Origin of the sequence: Alicyclobacillus acidocaldarius subsp. acidocaldarius DSM 446, assembly GCF_000024285.1 — a bacterium.
GTDB classification, from domain to species: Bacteria; Bacillota; Bacilli; order Alicyclobacillales; family Alicyclobacillaceae; genus Alicyclobacillus; species Alicyclobacillus acidocaldarius.
This window is the reverse complement of the sequence record NC_013207.1, coordinates 59,915-79,805: the sequence shown is the minus strand read 5'-3', so window position 1 is coordinate 79,805 and position 19,891 is coordinate 59,915. Positions and strand designations below refer to the sequence as shown.

The window sequence follows — 19,891 nt, the reverse complement described above, 5'->3', positions numbered from 1 at the left end:
TCGCCTCAGTGGACAGGGTGATGAGGCACACTCATGTAGAACACGATCCCAGCAATCACGAATACGACGAGACCGATGAACCCTCCCAGCAACGTCCGGCCCAGCACCTGCGTCCTCTCAGGTTTGTGTTCGTTGTCTTGCTTCCAAAAGACAAAGTTGATGACGCCGCCTCCGAGCAGAAATCCGATCACCGCAAAACGCCACAGCAGATTGAACAACATGCAAGACTCCTCCTTGAGATTTGGTCTTCACTGGAGCACGAGTTGCAGGACAAAACGAAAGCCGCCTCACTCAAGAGCGAAGCGGCTCCTCCGTCAATTTCTTTTGTGACCCACCAAAGGATGTCCACGAACACGGACGCCCTTTCTAACCTAACGACCAGATTGAATCTCTGACCGGAACAGCATTCCACCCATTTTCTTGGCTTGCCTCGGTACATGTGCGAGCCGATCCAGTGCTAATGCTGTTAGCGCTGCAAACACTATCGTCGCGAGTCCGGCCGTAGTAAGCGGCCCCAACTGGAAGTACGAAATGTCACATGGCGCCGTCGTGGAGCAAAAAGCCGCATGGACTGCTCGAAGCTGCATCCACCACTGTGCTGCTGAGACCACCAAACCGGAGGCGGAAGCGAAGGCCACGAGCCAAGGCAAGTCTATCGCCCATCCGAAGAGCGTCGTTGCGAGCAACAGACGTTCCGACCAGCACATCACACACGCCGACCAGTGGAGCACAAGGCTCCAGTATGCACTTACACTCAGCGCAATCGCAGGAATGACGATCCCGAGTCCGCGACGAATTCGAACCCACCGCCACATCATCCAAGCACCGCCTTCCAGAACGATACAGAGGAATTGTAACCGATCTCGACATACCACTTGCCGTCATGAGGGATGAGGAACGTCGGATACGACTGGACAGCCTGGTCAATGGGCGTCCCGGGCATGGCGTACAAGATCCCATCTGTCGGGTAACGTATGCCGTAATGAGCCCAGTCGAGTTTGAACGCTTCCTGCGCTTGTGCGGCGTTGGTCACCGTTCGCGCCGGAATTCCTTCGGAAGGTTCGCCGCCGTTTAGGGCCACACCGACAATCGTCAGGCGGTTCATCAGGTGATTTTTGATAAGCAACTCTTCTGTTTCCTTACAGAAAGGGCACCAGGGCGCAGAGAATAAGATCGGCTTGTCCGTCGGCATCGGCACACTCTTCCCTTGCGCGTTCAGCACCGGTGTGCGGAAGATCGTCTGGAGAAACGACGCGCTTGCCTGTTGCAGACCCTCCCATGCGGGTTTGGCCGGGTCCGTGATCGAGTTCGCAGGTTCAGGTGTCGCCACGGTGGGATTGGATGACGGCGCTTGCGTCGCTCCCGGCATTTCGACCGTGACTTGCCGCGGCGCGCCGATCCACACCCCCACATTGATTCCAATCACAACACCGCAAAGCCCGGTGATTGTGTACTTCATCCACGGCTTGAATCGCACAAGCTTTCGCCTCCTTCGTGACGTAGATTGCGAGAAGATACCATCGTTCGCCTTCGTTCATCGCTCGCCCGGCCATTTGCTGCTGTTGCCGCCTCACGTCACCCCAGCATTGCAGCCAGCGTGGGAAGAACGTTCCCGGTATCACCGTGACGGCATTGGGCGCAAAACGCCGCACGTGCAAACCCACATCCGAGTACGTGTTCCCCACGTAAAATCCAGGCCCGAGCGCAAGCCCGTGTTGGATATCCGCCTCCAACTCCCGTCGGAATCGACGGACATCCCGCAGTTCCTCTGTGCGAATGTGAAGCAGATAACAAGGCACACCGCGTGGTACGTGAACTTTCCCGCGGAGAAGCAATTCAACAACAAAGCGCGCGACCGGCAATCGGATCACGCGCTGAAATCCATCCCGTCTACTTTTCCTTGCGGCCCACCGTAACGCGATGTGCGTGGCGGCGAGATACGTCCCAACAGGCGCCCACACCCACCACCAGCTCGGTTCCAACCATACGCCCAGGACCCACCACGGCAACAACACTTGCGCCAATTCAGGCACGAAGATCATCTGGGATCCACCTCGACGCGGAGGGCGTCTGTCAACGGCAGCGGGATCCCGAGCGCGAACCCCTGCATGTACCGCACGCCGGCGTCCAGACAGCGCTCAATGTCCACCTTGGACTCGACGCCCTCTACAATCAGGTGCATTCCAGGCCAATCCTCGACGAACCGTCGCAAGCTGCGAATCAACTCCCAGCGTCCCTCCCGCACAAACGACAGGTCCAGCTTGATCCACTCCGGCTGCAAGACCTCGAGCAGGTGCAGGTTGGTGCGTTCCACGCCGTAATCATCCAGCGCCACCTGAAGGCCATGGAGGCGAAGGGGCGTGAGCCCTTGTTGTAACCGCTCCGCGCGCTTGGTGCGCTCGGAGACCTCGACGACGATGCGCTCCAGACGCGCGCCGCGCGGAAACCAAAGATGGGGCGCGATCGTCTCCACCGTCTTCGGCAGCAGGTTCACGAACAGTCGTGTCTCCTGCGGCAGATAGGACAGCCGTTCGAGCGCCATGCGCCGCGCCTCCGCGTCGACCGCCACGGCCCCGCCGTGTTCACCAGCCTCCCGAAACACCTCATGCGCCGAGATCACTCGATCTGCCCGTTGTCCCCGAACGAGCGCCTCATACCCCACCACCGTGCGCGTCCACAAGTCCCAGATGGGTTGAAAGTACACCGTTAAGAGACTCGACATCGGCGGTTTCTCCTCTCTTACGCCGTTTCCGCAAACCGCCCCAATTTGTAGAACCCTCGCGCGTTGGCTCCCTGCGGATCCGGGACCATCTCCGCCACAAGCGGCGGTTGCGCCAAATACGCGCCGAGAAGCGCTGCGCCGCCTCCTGCGAGAAACACGCGCGCAACCGTGGAGATCGCCCGCCCCCAATGTTGCACGACACCTGCCCGAATGCGCTCCGCCACCTGCCGCCGCGCCTCGTCCACAGGCAGCGTCACGGGCTGTCCAAAGCGATAGATGCGCTTCCCGTCCAGCGCGAGCCGCATCCGCTCCCGGTCCAGCATTTCGGCGCCGTAAGCCCGCTGATACGCCCGTTGCAGCATGGCCTCAACGTTATGCACCCCAACATCCAGGCTCAGGCTCATCTCCCGCACAATCTGATAGGCCGGGAAGAGCACCGCCACGACGACATCCGTCGTCTTGTACCCGACGTCGATGAGCGCGAGTTAGAGTCTCAAGTGGTGGTGTAAAATTCGTCGTCCCCAATTGACGAAGAAGCCACCGTGCGTGTCTACTAAGTGTGACCAACACCAAAAGTAGGAGGCACGCAACGATGGCTTCGCTCAATAGCTTCGCAGTTCTCGAATGGATTCGCAAGATGCAAGACGTGGATCAGATCGATTTTTTACGGGAATTGATGCAACTCGTGACGCAGTTCCTCATCGATGCGGAAGCCGCAGAGAAAATCGGTGCCGAGCGCTATGAGCGGACGGAGAGCCGTGTCACACAACGAAACGGCTATCGTTCAAGGGCCTGGGACACGCGCCTCGGGACGGTCGATTTGAAGATTCCAAAGCTCCGTCAGGGCAGCTTCTTCCCTTCCATTCTGGAGCCCAGGCGTCGAGCGGAACAAGCGCTGGCTTCTGTGATCCAGGAAGCGTACGTGAAGGGCGTGAGCACCCGCAAGGTCGATGACCTGGTGCGAGCGTTGGGCCTGGATGGCATTAGCAAAAGCGAGGTGTCTCGCCTCTGCCAGCTCATCGATGAAGAGGTTCGCCAGTTCAAGGAGCGGCCGCTCGAGCGTGAGTATCCGTACGTGTGGCTGGATGCCACGTTCCCGAAGGTGCGGGAGGGCGGCCGCGTGCAGAGCATGGCGCTGGTCATCGCCATTGGCGTCACGGACACCGGAGAGCGCGAAGTACTCGGATTCGATGTCGGAACGAGCGAGGACGGCGCGTTCTGGTCGGACTTTCTGCGCAGCCTGAAGGCGCGAGGTCTTCGGGGCGTGCGTCTGGTGGTGAGCGATGCGCACGCAGGCTTGCGCCAGGCCATTTCGGAAGTGCTGACGGGCGCGACGTGGCAACGCTGCAAAGTGCACACGATTCGGAACGTGTTGAGCCAAGTGCCGAAGAGGGAGCAGTCGATGGTGGCCTCGATCATCCGGACGATCTTCACCCAGCCCACGCAAGAAGCGGCCCGCGAGCAGCTTCGCCGAGTGGTCGCGGAACTCCGGGGGCGTTTCCCGAAGGCGATGGACATTTTGGAGGCAGCAGAGGAGGACGTGCTGGCCTTTATGGCGCTACCTATCGAGCACTGGCGGCAGATCTGCTCGACCAACCCGCTCGAGCGGCTCAATCGAGAGATGCGTCGGCGGATGGACGTCGTGGGGATTTTCCCGAATCGAGCATCGGTAGTGCGCCTCGCTGGAGCGATTTTGCAAGAGCAGCACGAAGAGTGGCTGGTGTCGCGGCGATATTTCAGCCTGGAGTCGATGGCGAAACTCAAGCCCAACCGTCCGTTCCTCGCAGCCGAGGCGATGTTGCAAAAATAACGTGTGGGAAGGGGCGTGCGAGCATGCTCGCAGACCAAGGCTTTGTCCCCTAATGGCTTGGAATCGACCGGCGAGCGCGCTGTCAAGGGCGTCCGAAGGACGAGTGAAGCGTCCCTTGACAGCGCGTGAAGACGGTCGATATCGCCCCGAACGGGACAAAGCCGACCGATGTCACACAGTAGACACAAACGGTGAATTTACACCTCTTGACGGGACACTACCGAGCGCGATGCGCAGGCCCTCTTGCAAAAGTTCCGGACGCCTTGGCCGATTGCGCTCGTCAAACAGCGCGTCGATGAGCGCTGCCTGCGCCTGGCGAAAGAGCGTGACCGAGGCAACCGGACCTTTCCACACCCGTTCACCAACCTGGTATGGCCCGACCACCTGCCGAAGTTGACGTTCGTAAATTACCTGATCCGCATCGGTCGCCGAATAGGGAAGCCCCGAAACCACACGCAGCGGCTCATCCGGCAACGTGACGAACACATAGCCAAGAAGCGCTTGAAACTCAGGCCGCGACAGCCGCTCGTGATCCAGCGCCACGGCGAGCGTCGCGTCCTCACGTTCCGCGTGTTCTCCCACGACCCAAGCATGGTCCCCCGAGACCACATCCGGTTCGGTCCAAGTGGGCGCCGCCACCGCGGGCATGCGGTGGACGGTGTGCCCGTCTGTGGTCCATTTCAAATGGCCGAATCCCACGTCAAGACCGACAATCAACGTTCTTCCCTCGCCTTCTTACGAAGCGGGACCGCTCCACGACGTTCCATTCCACATTCCGGATACATTTTCCTGAAGCAATGGTGAAATCGGATAAGTGAACACCAATGTCACCGGAATGGGAACCTGGACCGATGTAATCCATCCGGACAGCGGCATTTCAAATGCGTATTCCACGGTCGTCGTCAACTGTGTCGGCACACCATTGTTTTCTGCGCTGTTGTCTTGGATATCCACCACCAGTTCTTTCGCAGACATCGCGACGGTCGGAACGGTGGTTCCTGTTTGTACATCACTTGTGGGGACGATCTGCTGAATGGCATGCGTCAGTTCTTGGACGACAGGTTGCCCCGTCGCTTGGTCTGTTCCGTCGCCCGCGGCAGCGATCCGGGCGTAATTACCCGTGATTTCTGCGATCATGAGCCCGTGCATCAGGATGCCGAAAGTCTCGAGCAAGACGTACAGTGCAAGACCGAACAGCCAGAATGAAAGCGGGGCGAAGACGAGATCCCACGCCAGCCCCGCCGTCCGCTTCCGGCTTACAGCGACCCGCTGTTCAAGATGTTGTTGATCGCGTTCTCGATAGACGAGATCGTCTGCGCCGCCAAATTGCGAAGCGCAGGGATGTTCTGCACGAAGATCCAGATCGCGCCCACGATCACGGCGAGCGTGATCAATTGGTCCCAGCGGAACGCCCCGTCTCGAAGCTCGATGGATGTGACGCGCGCGGCAAGCCGTGCACCGAGACGTTGGACGTTTGCGCGCGCTTGCGAGAAAAACCCCCACATCACCATTCCTCCTCGTCGTCTCCTGCGTCCTCGTCGTCCTCCTGTTCTTTGGCCGCTTGCTTCCGATACCGGAAGATGAGAAAGGCCATAGCCGCCATGACGATCAAGGCGAAAAGCAACGCGCTCATCGCATGCACGCGCAAAAACGCATAGACCATCCAGGCAGCCAATACAGCGAAGACGAATTCCACAAACGCTAAAAACAACAGTCTCCCGCGCCCCATGGTTACGCCTCCCTCATCTTCAGGTCGAATTCCCGATTGTGCTGTTCAGTACCGTTTGCTGCGCCTGTTGCATGGCAGTAACGGTGCTCGTCATCATTTGTCGAGCAACGGGATACACAATCATGAAAAATCCCGCCGTCGCAGCAGCCGATAAGGCGATGGCCACAAAATGCCCGATGCCGCGTGTACGCCGCCGCAACAAGCGCGGGGTGCACACAACGGTCGTCGTCAATGATGCTTGACTACCCTTCATGAAAATTCCCTCCTCTTGCGTTTAGGCGCAGTTACCCGAGGAGCAAATCGTGCTGTTCAGTACCGTTTGCTGCACCTGCTGCATCGCAGAAACGGTGCTCGTCATCATTTGTCGAGCAACGGGATACACGATCATGAAAAATCCCGCCGTCGCAGCAGCCGTGAGCGCGATGGCGACAAAATGTCCGATGCCACGTTTGCGCGCCGGTGTGGACTGTTCAACACACCACATTTGAACCAATCGCGACAATGCCAGCATCGCAATCCTCATGTCCCATCCCTCCTTGTCCTATACGGGGATCGACAGACAAAAAACGCCGCTCTCAGCATGCGGCTGAAAGCGGCGAAAGACGTGGATTATTCTTCGAATGGGCGGCACCCCTCGTGATGTTCTTGATCGCTACATCCGTAGATCTCGTGATGTTGGCTATCATCGTTCGTATGGTCAGAAAAATGATCTATTGATAAATTCTCAAATCGGTATAAAACAAAAAACGTCGTAATAAAAACGCTAAAAGCCCAAGATGTGTAGAACCAGAAAAATGTGAACCGCAAATATCCCGCCATCAACATGACACCCACATTGAAGACGGTGGATAGAATGAGTAGTATCAATTTTTTCGTTTCGCGATCAAGGTTGGCAAATGCCCGTCGTTTCATTCCACACTCCTCCCGCTTCCGTGCAACTCGTCTGATTCGAATACTGCGCATATGCCGTGGCGTTCAGCATTTGTTGATTGCCCCGTAGCTCACCTTGGGCCTGTTGGGTCACGTATTGTCCGAGATAGGGGTGAATGAAGGCGGCGAGAAGCAACACACCGATGATTAAAAGTCCACCGGAGATCCACTTGTCCATGTGCGCCGCCTCCTCAGAACAATCCCAAGATCCCTTGCCCCGTCTGGATCTGATGCCGGAACACCGCGAACGCGAAGTATCCGGCCCAGCCGAGAATGTAGACAAACATCACGACTGACATCATGCGGAGTTTGAGTTGCATCGCGTTCTTCTCAGCGTCGACAAGCTCATCGAGCTGCGCGGATTCGTCACGGATTTGTGTCTCCAGAATGTCCGCGAGCGACCCAAGGCTGTTTGCTTCTGCATGCCGAATCGCCTGCACGAAGCGCGTCAACTCTGGGACACGGAACTCCTCCGCAAGATCATGAAGTGCGTCTCCCAAGGGTCTGACACGTGCCTCCTGCATCCGTGCAACAAATCGCCGACCGAAGTCCGTCCGCTGAGCCGCAGCGTCTCTCGCGATCTGCCACAGGGCTTCTTCGAGCGGGATTCGCCGACGAAGCAGGCTCACGAAACGGCGCTTTAACTGACGCACTTGCCACGCCGCGTCCCGACGCCGGGCCTGGATGCGCCGATACCACCGCCGCCACGGGATGACCATGACCAAAAAGCCATAGAGCAGGATGAACCACGTCGGCGTATGCTTTGCCCAGACAGTGAGGAAAATCACAATTGCGAGCATCCCCGCCTGGATAAGCAGAATGTCAAGCGCACGACGCTTCCCCGCCTGACCCGAAAGCACCAGGATGCGGTCAAACGGCGCAAGCCACGAAGCGGGGATCACCGCCTCCAGATAGCCGTAGACGAGGCGCTTGATCCGCTCCGCCGGGGATTTGCCCTCTGTTAAGCGGTACTGCCGACGGACACGGTACCAGGTGTCCCCCACCACGGGGTCCACGCGCTTCACGATTGGCCAACCGGCCCATACGAAGAGCAAAGGCAAGAGGATGTATAGCATTTTGAAGCCTCCTAATTTGACGTCTCGGTTTTGAGTTTCTCAGGTGGCATGCGAGATACAAGGTCTTCTACGCTAATTCCCAACGATCGAGCTAGCGCAACACCATCCATTAGGAGAGGTTCCATCCCCCAACTGGAATAGGCATACAAGGCCAGGCGAGCGCGCAAAGGAACATGTTTGCGCGTCCGGAGATAAAATGCACTCCAAGCTGTCCACCGACGACACCTCTTGTAGTTCCAACGCTCCATTTGTTGCACAAGCGCATACCACACGAGTTGGTAAGAACGGTATGGATGATCCCCAAACACTTCTTTCCAAACTTGATGAATGACAATGAATCCAAGGGTTGCGCCAGCCATACATATACCCGCCCCAACATCCAGTTCAGCAGGATGTTCCATCAACCAACGAGAAACGATATCCCATTGAAACACCAACAACCAACATCCATTCGTACCCAAACAACCGAGACACACGCCGAACCAAGGTGTTCTCACAATGGATGCGTATCTCCGAACTGTCTGAACAGACGGGTGTTCTTCCATCGAATAAGAGCGAAATTGATTTCTAAACACATTTCTCCCTCCAATAGTAATAATAAGAATGGAGACAGGGGGGTGTCATACGATTGGTCTTTAGAATTCCAGGAAGACGACCACTTCGAAGATGCGGGTTTTGACTATCCAGAAGATAATGATCACGTCAACGAATGGGGCGAGAATTCATCCTGGAATGATTTTTCATAATGTCTCTCTCGCCCGCGCCATCCGCCGCGCAAACCAGAACAGCACCACATATCCCACGAGCGCGATTGCAAAGAGCACCTGCGTGAACGGTTCGGCTTGCATCAGGTTGTCGAGGGTCCGTCGAAACATGAGATAGAGCGCCGCGGGCGAGACGAGCATCGCGAGGAGGAGCTGCGTCGCCTCTTTGCGCTGTTGTGCCATGACGCGACGGTACTTCTCTCGCACCTGAAGCTCACGAGCGACTTCAACGAAAAACCGTACCAAATCGCCGCCCGAATCCAGATGTGACAGCACGCCGTTACAGACATACGACCAGTAGTTACTCGGCGTGGTGTCTGCCGTGTATCGCAGCCAATCTGCCACCGACAACCGCTCGCGCACCTGTTGCGCGCCGCGAGCAAAGACCGCTTGAAGGGGGCCTTCGATCTCACGCTCGCCTTGCAGGATCCATTCCTCCACCGTGCCGCCAGCCTCCACGATGCCCGTGCCGAGCTCCACCGCCTGACGGACGCCGTCCTCGTACCGTACCATCCATCGCTCCTGATAGATCTCGATCGCGAACGCTGGCAACGCGCCGCCCGCCACAATGCCAAACGCGACAGGCATGTGCAGGACGTAAATGGCCGTGACCGCACCGAGTCCCGCCGCGAAGAGCGTCCAGAAGATCGTCCCGCGTCGAACGAGTTTCCGCACCCACATCGGCGCGGGTTTCTTGGTCTGACGCCCAAACCGCTTTCGCATCCGGCGTTCGGAGCGTGTTTTCACGTCCCATCGCGCCAGATACGCGCCCACAAAGAGCGCCGGGAAGAGGAGATAGAGCAACGCTCCCATCACCCAACACCCTCCTCAACTCCGTCGGTATCGTCCGACACTTCGACACGCCACGACGCAGGGATCGGGATCCCTCGGCGCGCCATCTCGTCGAGGAAGTCTTGAGAGGGGCCGTAAAAGATCCAGTCCCCCACCGGGTGCCCCTTCTCAACGCCTGTTTGGATGAAGCGCGAAACCGTATGAAGCGTGCCGTTCGGACGAAGTTCCACGACCTCGTCGACAAAGCGGTCTTGCTCAATTCGGTTAATATGCACGACAGTATGAACTCGATCGAAAATAATCTTCTCCACCATCTCGCGCGGCGGATGCGCCTCGTGAGCCATGGCGAACTGGATCATGGTCTCGACCGCCGACGCGCAATTACTCGCGTGAATGGTCGTGGACGAACCGTCGTGACCGGACTGAATCGCGCGCAGGAAGACATACGCGAGATGGTCGCGTACCTCGGCAATAAAGAGCCTGTCCGGAAACATCCGCAGTGCCGCCTTCATTGCATCCGCCAACGTGAACACGCCTTTCCGCTCGCAGATCCGAATCACGTGGAGATCGTTTTGCGGCTGAAGCTCGTACGATTCCTCCATCACGAGAAGCACCGTGCCTTGCGGCAGCATGGCCGTGAGCGCGTTCGCCAGCGTCGACTTCCCCGCGCCCGTGCCCCCGGCGATCAGATGGTTCTTGCCCATCTGGACCATGATCCGGAGATAGTCCGCCGTTGCCTTGTCCATCATCTTGCCGCGATACCGTGTTGCCGTCGGGACAACGCGCGCCACTACGCGCCTTTGCTGCCCCATCACAAGCTCCAACGCCATTTCCTCTGCGAGCGTGTCGATGTCTTCTTCCGTGAGCTCTGCGAGTGAGAACGCCTGAATGAACCGACGAACGGAGATGATCATGCACTCCGCCAGTTCGTACCGCCCATCTCGCCAACGGGAGTACGCGCTGACGCCCGAGATCACGTGCAACCGTTCACCGTTCGGAAAAGTGGCGTCAAGCGAGGGTGTGAGCCCTCGGTCGTACTTTTGGCCCAGAACCGCCAAGTGCCGATCCAGCCACGAGCGCGCATGCGCGTAGTTCCGAAAGCCGCGGCCCGTGTAAAGATGGCGTCCCTTCCGATCGGTGTACATGATGATTTGCTCTTGGTTCGAGTTGTACGGCACAAAAATCTGAATGTCCGATACGTCAGATCGCGCCCAAAGCGGCTGAAGCGGTCCCAACCGAAACATGTCGTCGAGGATGCTCTTCACAAGCTGCCGATGTGCCCGCGCCGGAATGTGCGGCTTCGAGCGCGCAATCTGCATGAGTTGCGCTTCGCGCGCGAGTTCCGACTGATCCGCGTCTTCCCCTTCGCGGTTCATGATGACTTGGAGTTCCTGCAGCAGTTCCTCTTCCCATCGAAAATACTGCTCGTCCTCGCCCTCCCAGGTCTCAAGCATCTTCCAGGCTTCTTGTTCTTTGGTCCAATCAATCTCGTCCTTGGTCTTGGCCCATGGCCGGTTCAAGGTCTCTTCACTCCTTTAGGTTTTGCCGCGGTCTTCTGTGACCCAGACGGCACTACGCTTGTCGAGTTCGTCATGCCTCCGGCTGAAGCGGGATTCACCGTACCATTGCCCGTGTTGTTCGTTGATATCGTGGCCGTGGATTGCGTCGTGTTCGACGTTGCACCCGGAATACTCGTACTCGCTGTCTCAGCAGGCACCCACGGCGTCTCGGGACTTAGCGCAACGTAGAGCTTGGTGGCATTCGCCATTTGGAGCGCTTCGCTGTCCGTCACCCCGACCAAGATCACATCTTGCGCCGTCGCCACCGCAATTACCGGCGCGTTCTGCGCCACGAGTTTTGTGATATTGCCCGCTCCGTATGGCGACGGCATCTGCGCAATCACGTCGACTGCCTGGCCCACCGAGATGTCGGTCAGGGGCACCGACTGCGTGCTCAAGGTCAGCGGATACGCGCGCGTCTGCATGCCGTAGAGGCGCATCACGCCATCCACGCCGCCCATGTGCCCCAGATCACCGCCCACGAGTACTTGGCCTTGGTACACCGGCGCCGTGACCGTTTTGCCGATCGGGGAAGCGGTGAGCGCGCCAGGCGGCAGCGTCGAGACCGGCACGACGGTGCGTGTCACATCCTTCGGCCCGATCACTTCCCCGACCGTGAGGTCATGTGCAGCGACATACGCCGTTGCCATCGGCACCTTGTGGGATGCCACACGGTCCGTGACAAACGCAGTGACGAGCCCCAACGCCGCAAGCCCGGCGATCCACGCCGCGCCGGGGCGCACCTTGACCCTTGCTGACTTGCCGGACTTGCGCATCAGCGCTTCGCCCCTTTCTTCTTCGGCTTCTTCGTCTTACCGCCCCCAAAGAGCGACGCGAAGAAACCCGGTTTTTTCGCCGCCTTGGTGTCCGACTTGTCGGCCTTCACTTCCTCCGCCTCGGATCGTTCTGCGCCTTTCGACGCTTCCCAATCGAGCGCCCGAACGGCCATTTTGCGGAAAGCTGACGGATAGGGATCCTTGCCTTTGCTCCCCGCGATCGGGACAAACTCTGGATCGTCGTCGATCAAAAGCCCCTCTTGGAAGGGCAGCGTCAAGATCGGGGTCTTGTAATCCTCCAGTGCCGCGCGTACCCGACGCACCTCGTCCTCGTCTTTCACACGGTTTACGATTACCCGAAGTTTCGCTGGCGTGTCGTACCGCTTCACTTCGTCTACGAACTGCACCGTGGATGGGATACGGCGTTCAGAAGCCGTCGTCATGATGAGTAGGTGAGTAGCAAAGTCTTTGGCCACAAGCAGTTGCGGTGTCAGACCTTGGTGCATATCCACGATGACAACCGGATAGAACGCCTTCGCCGTGCGTATCGCACGCGCCAACATGTCCGGTGTGACGACGCGCGCATGAGGCAAGACCTTGACGCCGTTTCGTGCGACCAAAAGTCCCTCGAACGCCGCCCGATCAAACGGCGTGTCCCGTTCAAACGCCGCAATGGACTGTGCGGGATTTGGCACATTCAACCACTCGTGTGTGTTCCCGGCGTAGTCCGCATCAATCACGACCACCGGCACCTTCTGCTTCGCGAGCCATAGCGCGAGTTGCATCGCCACCGTGGTCTTTCCGTCCCCGCCTTTCGCCGACGTCACCAGCACCACCCGGTCCTTGCCCATCGGCTTTTCGGTCTCTTCCCGTCCGACGGTTCTCGCCGCCTGCATGGGCGTCCAAACCGGGGCTTCCTCGGGGCGATACCCGACTGGGAACGGGAATCGCACCACGTCATCCGCTTGGATTTCGCGCAGTTGTTCAGGAGTGAGAGTCCCAGCCACGATGATCTTCGTGCTTGGGAACCTTTTGCGCATGGCTGCGACGTTCGGCACAAGATTGGGCATGGTTGCCCCGATCACGAGCATGCGCGGCTCGCCCTTCTCTTCCGTGATGCTCGTCAACTCGCCCGGATTGTGCGCGACTTCCACCGGGGCAATACGCCACGCCTCGACAGCCTGCGCCAAGACCGGACTGTGACCCGCCGGAATCACCAGGATATAGTCCACTCCGACTCCTCCTCCTTCGAGACTGCGGTCGCCGAAGATGAAAGTGACAAACCACTCAGAAACACGCTCCACGCATCGAGCATCGCCTGAGGCTGATGCGGGAGCCACGGCTGACCTTGATACAAGGCGCGAAGTACACTACGCGCGCGCTCGGGGATGACCAAGCTCACCTTGCGCCCGATCGCCGCTTCTGGCTCGACCGGGAATCCATCGGGCACGCGGTTCACCACAAGATGCGTCGCTTCCGCAGGAATCCTCGCCACGTGCGCCGGATCGAGCGTCGTCACCCAGATGCGGATGCGCGCTTGTTGCCAGACGGCGTTAGGCCTGCGACCGGTGTAGACGACATCCGGCTCACCCTGCCACTTTGCATGCGGCGCGTGCCACTCCGCAAAGTCCTCGGTCTCGACAGCGGCGTAAAGTGGACGTTCCATGAACGCCGCCAACTGCCACGCAAACCACGCCGCTGTCACACCACCGACTGCGATCTCCGCCCGCTCCGCCCGTTTCACCCTCGCTTCGTCGTCGCGAGGCTCATCCTCCCGCGCCTCCCCATGCGTGCGACGAAGCCTGGCCCGAGACGCCCCTGTCCGCGGTGACGCCTCCTCTTCCGAAACGCGGTCCTCGGTCACCTCATGGTCTTCGGATGCTTCCGCCTCGTCATCTGCGGGCTCCGACGGACGTCTCAGCGATGGACGACGAAGCGACGGGCGCTTCGGCTTTTCCGCTTCGAGCCGCTCGTGATAGGTCTGCGCCTGATCGAGCATGTCGTCCAAGGTGCCTTCACTCAGTTCCGGGTCGTGATACACGAGGTTCAACGGTGTCTCCGGCAACCCCCCGAACCACAAGACCGGCTTACCGTCTGGAATCCTTGCAGCGGCCCACGCCGCTTCCTCCTCATCCCCAGCGAGAACCACACAGGCATCCGCTATCGACGGTTCTTGCACGACTTCATACGGAAACGCTGCGGACTCCGCCTCAAGCCACGTCACAATCTCCTCTCGTGGACAGAGAAATGCGATCTTTGCCACACAAAAACCCCCTCTCAACAAGAGAGGGGGTTGCAGGACACGATTTTAGGTTTTGGGCAGTGTTCGCTTCGTGGTAAGCGCACGTTTGACAATGGGTTGCGCGGTGGAAGGAGGCGTGGTTGCTGGCGTCACGTTCGTAGATTCTTGAGATCGAATGCGCGGGCGCTCACGGCGAACCGACGGACGTTGCACCGCGCCGGGGGGCACTGAACGCTTCGTTATCTTGATCCCAGAAGACACGGTTGTCTGTGATTTCGACGGATCTTGTGTCGTCACCTTCTCTTGACTACTGGAGGACGGCTGAGGCTCGTTGACCGTTCGCCCGTCTCCCACTGCCTTGGACGTCGTCGGCTCGCTCTTCACCGCCAGTCTCACTGCGGGCCGCGACACGGCAGGTTTTGGTGAAACCATGGAAGTTGCCACGTTCGGCTGCGCCCGGGACTCCTTACGCGACTCATCTCCACGCATCGACTGCTCATGGGTGAGGCGCGTTGACGTAGACTCAGCACCCGGTTGCGCAGACGGTTTGGCCGGTGTACTCGTTTTGTCCATTTCGCTTCGAACCCGCTTCGTCGACGCCTGCAACGCCCGCGCCGTCTGGGACACCGCGCTTCGAATCGTCTGTTCGGCCTTCTCCGACATGCCCGCGCCCATCGCGAAGGTGTGGAGCGCCGTCTGGCCCGCGACGCCGAGTGCCCTCCGCACCCGCTGCGTGCCCACAGACGGTGTTGGCTTCGGTCGTGTGGAAACCTGCGCCTGTTTTCCCGCCTCCATTGCGTTCGCCGAAGCGTTCGCCCGAGCGTTTGCACGAGGCTGCTCACGGTGTGCCGGTCCCTCGACGCTGGGTGACGCCTCTGCATTCGCGGGATCCGTCAGACGTGAAAGCCCCCGAGACCTCGCCTGCTCTCTCAATACCCGGAGTTGTTCAGGCAACGGCACGCGCCGGCGCGAAAGCGTGCCAATGACACCCATTGCCGGGACACGGCGTGCGTTGATCGGCACACTTGCGGCGCTTTCCGCGAGTTTGGCTTTGACGTTCTCCGCTTTGACTCGTAGGTTGTCCGGAACCGGGACACGGCGGGCATCTTCGTGCCATGTGACGCCCGTGGCGCGCCGGATGCGAAGTGACGCCTGACCTCGACGTTCGGCCCACCGCCGTCGAAGGCCGGCAGTGCGTTCCAGCACGCGCGTGCGCAGCGACTCGGGAACTGGTACGCGTCTCGTGTCCTTCCGTAAGACGGCACCTGTCGCCTTTCGAACCTTGGGAAGGGCCTTGGCCGCGCCCTTGGCCAGCGCGGCTGTCCCCAGAACCGCCGCAGCTTCCGCCGCTTTGGCCTTGAGGCTTTGTGGGAGCGGCACGCGCCGTGTTTGATCCGTCATGAGTGCGCGCTTCGGCAAACGGCCTTTCCAGGCATCCAATGGACCACTCTTCGGCGGGTTGGGATCCTTGCCGGGGTTTCCACCTTCCGCAGAGGGTCCAACCGCTGGCACCTTGCGCGTCCGTCGGTTCGTGTCTAGGTCGGATAGGCGAATCAGACTAGCCGCAGCGGCGGGATCCGAAGAGTCTCGGCCAGACGCATCCGAAGCTCCAAAGTTGCCGCTGGGCGGTCCGTTGTAGGAGGAAGCGGCTCCACCCGAAGCCGTTCCACTCGATGGTCCGCTTCCCGGCGGGCCGAAGTTGCCAGAGGCACCGCCGCCGCCTTGACCACCGTCTCCTCCACGCGGATCCGAACTGCTTACCGTCCGCATGCGTTGGACTGCGGAAGTCCTTGACCTTCGCAGCGCCTTCGTCATAGCGGGCTTGGTGATTTGAATCGACTCGCCCAAACCTACGGGTACGCGATCCGGCAAACGTTGTTCTACTTTTTTCACAGTCTCCCGGATCCGCTTGCGAAGATTTGCCCGCCGCAACAGCCAGAAGAAGACGAAGATCGCCGCGAAGTAGAGCACGTTTAGCCACAACATCGAGAGAAAGAGCGGCGCACCCTGAATGGCGTTTTGGAACACATCGCCCACGACGATGACCACGGCGACGTAGAGATCGATGACAGCCGTCCCGACGAGTCCCGCAAGCGCCGTCAGCGCCCAGCGTAACGTGCGCCCATAGGTACGGGTCACTGGGAACAGTTCCACAGGCAGCACAAACACGCCGAGCATCAAAGTAATCAAGAATCCAGCTCGCGCGATCATCGCAAGAAGTCCGAACACCAAGAGGAAGAGCACCGGGCCGAGCAGGTTGAACCCCACCGCCAGGGTCACACTCAGACGATTGCCCGAGGAGAACGCCTGCTGCGCCGTCGGGTACTTCGACGAATTGAGAATCCCCGCCATGCAGTTACGCGCTTGGTTCCCCACTGGGAGTTGTAAGAGGGCGTCTGCCCACTTATCAGTGGTCTGTACCTTGTTCCAGTCCACGCCCGACGTCGCGCATGCCTCCACACTTGACAGATCGTCGGAGCGAATGGACAGGTCACCGCCCATCTCTCCTTGTTCCCAGGGCACTTGGACGAGGGATGACCAGATCTGTTGTTCCAACGTGGTGCTTGCGGACGAAACTGTCTCCCCCTGGTGCGTGAGGCTCAGGACAACATTCCCTAACGACGCGGCGGTTTCATCAGTCGCGTTGTTCAGGGTGTTGACGAAGGTCGCGTTCACGTGGCCGTAAATCCAGATTGCAAAGAGCGTCGCGCACATCTTCACGAACCGCGCCCACATCACCGTGGGCCGCTTGCGCAAAAGGTCCCACACCCACATGCCCGCAAGCACAAAGAGCGCAAGGACAAACGCAATGGGCTCGAGCGTGTTCACCCCGAGATGGATGACCGAAAGCACCGCGTCCAACAGTCCGCTGAGCGCCGTGCCTTGGATGCCCCATTGGAAAAAGGCGAGGCTTACCTGCACGAGAAACGTACAGAAGGTCCAAAGCAGATTTGCGAAGATGTAGATCGGGTCGAAGCGCCCCAGGGTCCCGTTCGCGTCAAAGGCGTAGTTCGCCGGTGGATACGGCGCGATGCTCGAGATATCCGGCAAGAGCAACGCAGCTCACCCCCTTCCGGCTCCGGGTGTCGTGGACAAAAGTTCCTTCAGCCAGGACGGACGCAAGATCACCTGAATCCTTGCGACACGCCCTTCAGCGTCCATGGCCATTGCCTCGCCTGACGCAAGGCCTCCGAACGTCTTCTCCCACTCTGCCGCCTCGTCGTCCGGCAGGTTCAAGATGCGAAGGGATGCCGCCACCTCGGGGCGCGAAAGCTGGCGCATGCAAAACCGCCAGGAGAAAAGGCCCGTGATCGACTCGCCGAACTGCTCAAAGTCCGTCGCGTTCTGCATGAGCATCAAGGGGATAATGTTCAGGCTTCGAGACACACGAAGCAACCGGTCAACGAGATCTCGCCCAGCCGGGAAGCGCCGCAACTGCCACGCCTCGTCGAGCACGAGCACTTTTACGACGTCTTTCGGGAGCCCCGAGAAATACCCAAGCCCCATCGTGGCTGCCGCGTAGAAGAGCGCAACGCTCACGCGTTCCTGCTCGTTCCACACCGTACTGTTCGCGCCGGGAAGCGAGAGGCCGTTCGTCGCAACCACGGTGAGGTCGTAATCTCTCGGCGTCATCCCATCGTCTTCGGCGAAGAGAAGCCGCCCGAGCGCGTCTTTCGAGAGCGCGTCAAGACGTTCAAGCAAGAGTTCTCCCTGCTCGCGATACACCGGTCGCTTTTCCTGGCGCACCATGTCCTCGATCGCCTCAGCAATGGCCCAGAGATCCTGCTTCCCACCGGCCTTGTGCATCGCGGAGACCGCCCGGCCAATGAGGATCGAGCGCAGGTCGCGCACGTTCGGGTCCGTGGTGTCGTTGAGCAGAATGTCGAGCACCCCGCGCTCCGCCCCAGGGACGCCGAGACGACAAGGATTGATCGGCGTCCCCTCGTCCGGCGTCATGCGAAGGAATCGCGAGCGTATGTTGGGGAGTTGCGCCAAACCGTCATAGTCATGCCCCTTCGGGTCCTGGACAAAGGCGCGAGCACCATGCGACATCAGTAATGCAAGGATGAATGCGGCTAGCGTCGTCTTACCCGAACCGAGCGTCCCGCAAAGCAAAATGCTCGGTGGACTATCCAACACTTGAGCAGGTCGACGAGGATCGAAGAAGACCGGCCTTCCCAGATTGGTCTCGCCAAGTAACATCCCGCTGGGGTCGCCAAAACCTTGCGTGGCAAAGGGCAACGCCGCCGCAAAGAGCCCCGCGTCCATTGGGATCTCATACGCCGTCTGCACACCCCGTCCCCACGGGTAGAACGCCTGCCAGAACCGCTGTTGATCCCCCGGCGCCTGAACAAGCTGGATGTCGCCCAGGTCCGTCAGAAGGCGCTTGGCGCGCTGCCGAAGCGTGTCCTCATCCGGCGCGCCAAGGCCGACGATCATCTTCACGTGAACAAGCGAACCCGCAAGCCGCAAATTCCGCTCGAGTTCCGCCGTCGTATCGAGCTCTTCCAGAAGCTCTAGCGGCGCCTCTTCCCCGGCGCTTTCGTACTCCTCCAGTTGCGCCTCCGCAATGCCCTTCTTTCGGCTCAGATGCCGAAGCGCCGAACGCGAGTCCTCCACCCGCACGTGAAGCGCGATGTCCACGGGGTAATCGAGGAGTTCCGCTGCGTAGATCCACTCGTGTCCAACCGGATTCTCCGCCGGGATCTCGCGCGGCGCGCGCAACATCGCGAAAAAGGTCTGATAGGTCTTGCGGCCATCCGGCAATTCACCTTCCAGATGGAAAGCCCGTTCCCGAAAGGCCGCCTCCTGAAGCAGGGTCTGAAGCGGATACGCCACGTGCACGACCCCAGAAGCCGAAACCACCTTCGGGAGTCCTTTCGGCAGTCGGCTGTCCGGTTCAATGAGTCCTCGGTACGCCCCGTGTCGCCACCAGGCCTCAATTTCACGGAGCGTCGCTTGACGAATAGGCAGAAAGGACGAAAACGCCTGGGCTTTGCGTTTTCGTTCCCGCTCCCAACGCGACAACTGATCGATCGTCACCTCCGAGCTTGGCCAAACAGCGGCAAGAGCGTCGCGAACTCCGCGCCACACGTCTTGTGTGATGGTCTTCCCGAATTGCCGAAGGGTTGACAATCCGAGTTCAAGGATGCGCAAGTTATCGAGCGGAACCACCAAATACACCTTTCGCTCGAACGGCAATTCGCTTTGCAACGTCGTCTCCGCTTCTCGGTGGTGCGCTTGCCATAAGGGATGAGCCCCCTGGAGCAAGCGCGCATTCCACTGAGATGGAGACAATCCGAGCGCCAACGAGAATACCCACCATTCGCCAACGACCTCGCGTAAACCGCGCTCAAGCGTTGAAATCTGCGCGCGTTCCATGGATTCGGAGATGCCGGGCTGTTGGTGGACAATAAAGACGCCGTATGCGCGCCCCTGATCGTCCACGACCAGTCCGTTTTCAATGAACATGCCGCACCTCCTCTCAAAA

Annotated in this window: 21 protein-coding genes; 1 reads left to right on the top strand and 20 read right to left on the bottom strand. The window is 59.5% G+C overall.

All coding sequences use genetic code 11. From position 1 onward, the window contains the following. Positions 1 to 5: 5 nt before the first annotated feature. The 5 genes from AACI_RS15425 to AACI_RS15405 form a co-directional block, all read right to left on the bottom strand. On the bottom strand, positions 6 to 221 hold the full coding sequence (locus tag AACI_RS15425; RefSeq protein WP_012812240.1) for a hypothetical protein: 216 nt from the start codon (positions 219 to 221) through the stop codon (positions 6 to 8). A 150-nt stretch (positions 222 to 371) separates the two neighbouring features. Continuing rightward, on the bottom strand, positions 372 to 815 hold the full coding sequence (locus AACI_RS17160; RefSeq protein ID WP_342626170.1) for a disulfide bond formation protein B: 444 nt from the start codon (positions 813 to 815) through the stop codon (positions 372 to 374). Continuing rightward, a complete protein-coding gene (locus AACI_RS15415; RefSeq protein ID WP_012812238.1) occupies positions 815 to 1,477 on the bottom strand; it encodes a hypothetical protein in 663 nt (220 codons plus the stop codon). Before AACI_RS15415 ends, AACI_RS17160 begins: the two co-directional genes overlap by 1 nt. A 561-nt stretch (positions 1,478 to 2,038) precedes the next feature. Beyond that, positions 2,039 to 2,722 carry an EAL domain-containing protein gene (locus AACI_RS15410; protein ID WP_012810000.1) on the bottom strand — a complete coding sequence of 228 codons (684 nt, stop codon included), beginning with the start codon at positions 2,720 to 2,722 and terminating at the stop codon, positions 2,039 to 2,041. Positions 2,723 to 2,739: 17 nt separating this feature from the next. Further along, positions 2,740 to 3,198: a hypothetical protein gene (locus AACI_RS15405; RefSeq protein WP_342626169.1), complete on the bottom strand. Its 459-nt coding sequence runs from the start codon at positions 3,196 to 3,198 to the stop codon at positions 2,740 to 2,742. A 116-nt stretch (positions 3,199 to 3,314) separates the two neighbouring features. On the opposite strand from AACI_RS15405, the gene AACI_RS15400 reads away from it, so the two are divergent. After that, a complete protein-coding gene (locus AACI_RS15400) occupies positions 3,315 to 4,532 on the top strand; it encodes an IS256 family transposase (protein ID WP_012810845.1) in 1,218 nt (405 codons plus the stop codon). Positions 4,533 to 4,703: 171 nt separating this feature from the next. Here the strand turns inward: AACI_RS15400 and AACI_RS15395 are convergent, their stop codons facing one another. The 15 genes from AACI_RS15395 to AACI_RS15325 all read right to left on the bottom strand — a co-directional run bounded on the left by AACI_RS15395 (position 4,704) and on the right by AACI_RS15325 (position 19,872). Next, on the bottom strand, positions 4,704 to 5,249 hold the full coding sequence (locus AACI_RS15395; RefSeq protein ID WP_012812236.1) for a ParM/StbA family protein: 546 nt from the start codon (positions 5,247 to 5,249) through the stop codon (positions 4,704 to 4,706). 18 nt (positions 5,250 to 5,267) lie between these two features. Further along, entirely contained in the window at positions 5,268 to 5,669 is a 402-nt protein-coding gene (locus AACI_RS15390) for a hypothetical protein (protein ID WP_245530852.1), read from the bottom strand. Positions 5,670 to 5,788: 119 nt separating this feature from the next. Then, a complete protein-coding gene (locus AACI_RS15385; RefSeq protein WP_012812234.1) occupies positions 5,789 to 6,037 on the bottom strand; it encodes a hypothetical protein in 249 nt (82 codons plus the stop codon). Then, positions 6,037 to 6,261, bottom strand: a complete 225-nt coding sequence (locus AACI_RS15380; protein WP_012812233.1) for a hypothetical protein — start codon at positions 6,259 to 6,261, stop codon at positions 6,037 to 6,039. Before AACI_RS15380 ends, AACI_RS15385 begins: the two co-directional genes overlap by 1 nt. Positions 6,262 to 6,280: 19 nt before the next feature. Beyond that, the gene (locus AACI_RS15375; RefSeq protein WP_012812232.1) at positions 6,281 to 6,514 is read right to left on the bottom strand and encodes a hypothetical protein; all 234 of its coding nucleotides are present in this window, start codon (positions 6,512 to 6,514) and stop codon (positions 6,281 to 6,283) included. A 21-nt stretch (positions 6,515 to 6,535) separates the two neighbouring features. Then, on the bottom strand, positions 6,536 to 6,745 hold the full coding sequence (locus AACI_RS15370) for a hypothetical protein (protein ID WP_041708593.1): 210 nt from the start codon (positions 6,743 to 6,745) through the stop codon (positions 6,536 to 6,538). Between the two features lie 399 nt (positions 6,746 to 7,144). Continuing rightward, entirely contained in the window at positions 7,145 to 7,369 is a 225-nt protein-coding gene (locus AACI_RS15365) for a hypothetical protein (protein ID WP_012812229.1), read from the bottom strand. Between the two features lie 13 nt (positions 7,370 to 7,382). Continuing rightward, positions 7,383 to 8,216, bottom strand: coding sequence for a type II secretion system F family protein (locus AACI_RS15360; protein WP_245530851.1), 834 nt, complete (start codon positions 8,214 to 8,216; stop codon positions 7,383 to 7,385). A gap of 791 nt (positions 8,217 to 9,007) precedes the next feature. Continuing rightward, complete coding sequence (locus tag AACI_RS15355) at positions 9,008 to 9,844, bottom strand: type II secretion system F family protein (protein ID WP_012812226.1); 837 nt, start codon at positions 9,842 to 9,844, stop codon at positions 9,008 to 9,010. Beyond that, positions 9,844 to 11,343 (bottom strand): ATPase, T2SS/T4P/T4SS family, encoded by a 1,500-nt coding sequence (locus tag AACI_RS15350; protein WP_012812225.1) that lies wholly within the window; start codon positions 11,341 to 11,343, stop codon positions 9,844 to 9,846. The genes AACI_RS15355 and AACI_RS15350 overlap by 1 nt, the downstream gene beginning before the upstream one ends. Then, positions 11,340 to 12,158, bottom strand: coding sequence for an SAF domain-containing protein (locus AACI_RS15345; RefSeq protein WP_012812224.1), 819 nt, complete (start codon positions 12,156 to 12,158; stop codon positions 11,340 to 11,342). The genes AACI_RS15350 and AACI_RS15345 overlap by 4 nt, the downstream gene beginning before the upstream one ends. Beyond that, positions 12,158 to 13,390 carry an AAA family ATPase gene (locus AACI_RS15340; RefSeq protein ID WP_245530850.1) on the bottom strand — a complete coding sequence of 411 codons (1,233 nt, stop codon included), beginning with the start codon at positions 13,388 to 13,390 and terminating at the stop codon, positions 12,158 to 12,160. The genes AACI_RS15345 and AACI_RS15340 overlap by 1 nt, the downstream gene beginning before the upstream one ends. Beyond that, the gene (locus AACI_RS15335) at positions 13,372 to 14,421 is read right to left on the bottom strand and encodes a hypothetical protein (protein WP_012812222.1); all 1,050 of its coding nucleotides are present in this window, start codon (positions 14,419 to 14,421) and stop codon (positions 13,372 to 13,374) included. Before AACI_RS15335 ends, AACI_RS15340 begins: the two co-directional genes overlap by 19 nt. A 45-nt stretch (positions 14,422 to 14,466) precedes the next feature. Continuing rightward, positions 14,467 to 17,457, bottom strand: a complete 2,991-nt coding sequence (locus AACI_RS15330; RefSeq protein ID WP_012812221.1) for a hypothetical protein — start codon at positions 17,455 to 17,457, stop codon at positions 14,467 to 14,469. 6 nt (positions 17,458 to 17,463) lie between these two features. Beyond that, complete coding sequence (locus tag AACI_RS15325) at positions 17,464 to 19,872, bottom strand: ATP-binding protein (RefSeq protein WP_012812220.1); 2,409 nt, start codon at positions 19,870 to 19,872, stop codon at positions 17,464 to 17,466. Positions 19,873 to 19,891 lie beyond the last annotated feature (19 nt).

Coding starts and splice junctions, on each gene's coding strand:
- AACI_RS15365 (WP_012812229.1), bottom strand. CDS start 7,369: ATGGACAAGTGGATCTCCGGTGGACTTTTAATCATCGGTGTGTTGCTT.
- AACI_RS15370 (WP_041708593.1), bottom strand. CDS start 6,745: ATGTGGTGTGTTGAACAGTCCACACCGGCGCGCAAACGTGGCATCGGA.
- AACI_RS15400 (WP_012810845.1), top strand. CDS start 3,315: ATGGCTTCGCTCAATAGCTTCGCAGTTCTCGAATGGATTCGCAAGATG.
- AACI_RS15385 (WP_012812234.1), bottom strand. CDS start 6,037: ATGTGGGGGTTTTTCTCGCAAGCGCGCGCAAACGTCCAACGTCTCGGT.
- AACI_RS17160 (WP_342626170.1), bottom strand. CDS start 815: ATGTGGCGGTGGGTTCGAATTCGTCGCGGACTCGGGATCGTCATTCCT.
- AACI_RS15410 (WP_012810000.1), bottom strand. CDS start 2,722: ATGTCGAGTCTCTTAACGGTGTACTTTCAACCCATCTGGGACTTGTGG.
- AACI_RS15425 (WP_012812240.1), bottom strand. CDS start 221: ATGTTGTTCAATCTGCTGTGGCGTTTTGCGGTGATCGGATTTCTGCTC.
- AACI_RS15375 (WP_012812232.1), bottom strand. CDS start 6,514: ATGAAGGGTAGTCAAGCATCATTGACGACGACCGTTGTGTGCACCCCG.
- AACI_RS15390 (WP_245530852.1), bottom strand. CDS start 5,669: ATGATCGCAGAAATCACGGGTAATTACGCCCGGATCGCTGCCGCGGGC.
- AACI_RS15355 (WP_012812226.1), bottom strand. CDS start 9,844: ATGGGAGCGTTGCTCTATCTCCTCTTCCCGGCGCTCTTTGTGGGCGCG.
- AACI_RS15345 (WP_012812224.1), bottom strand. CDS start 12,158: ATGCGCAAGTCCGGCAAGTCAGCAAGGGTCAAGGTGCGCCCCGGCGCG.
- AACI_RS15325 (WP_012812220.1), bottom strand. CDS start 19,872: ATGTTCATTGAAAACGGACTGGTCGTGGACGATCAGGGGCGCGCATAC.
- AACI_RS15380 (WP_012812233.1), bottom strand. CDS start 6,261: ATGGGGCGCGGGAGACTGTTGTTTTTAGCGTTTGTGGAATTCGTCTTC.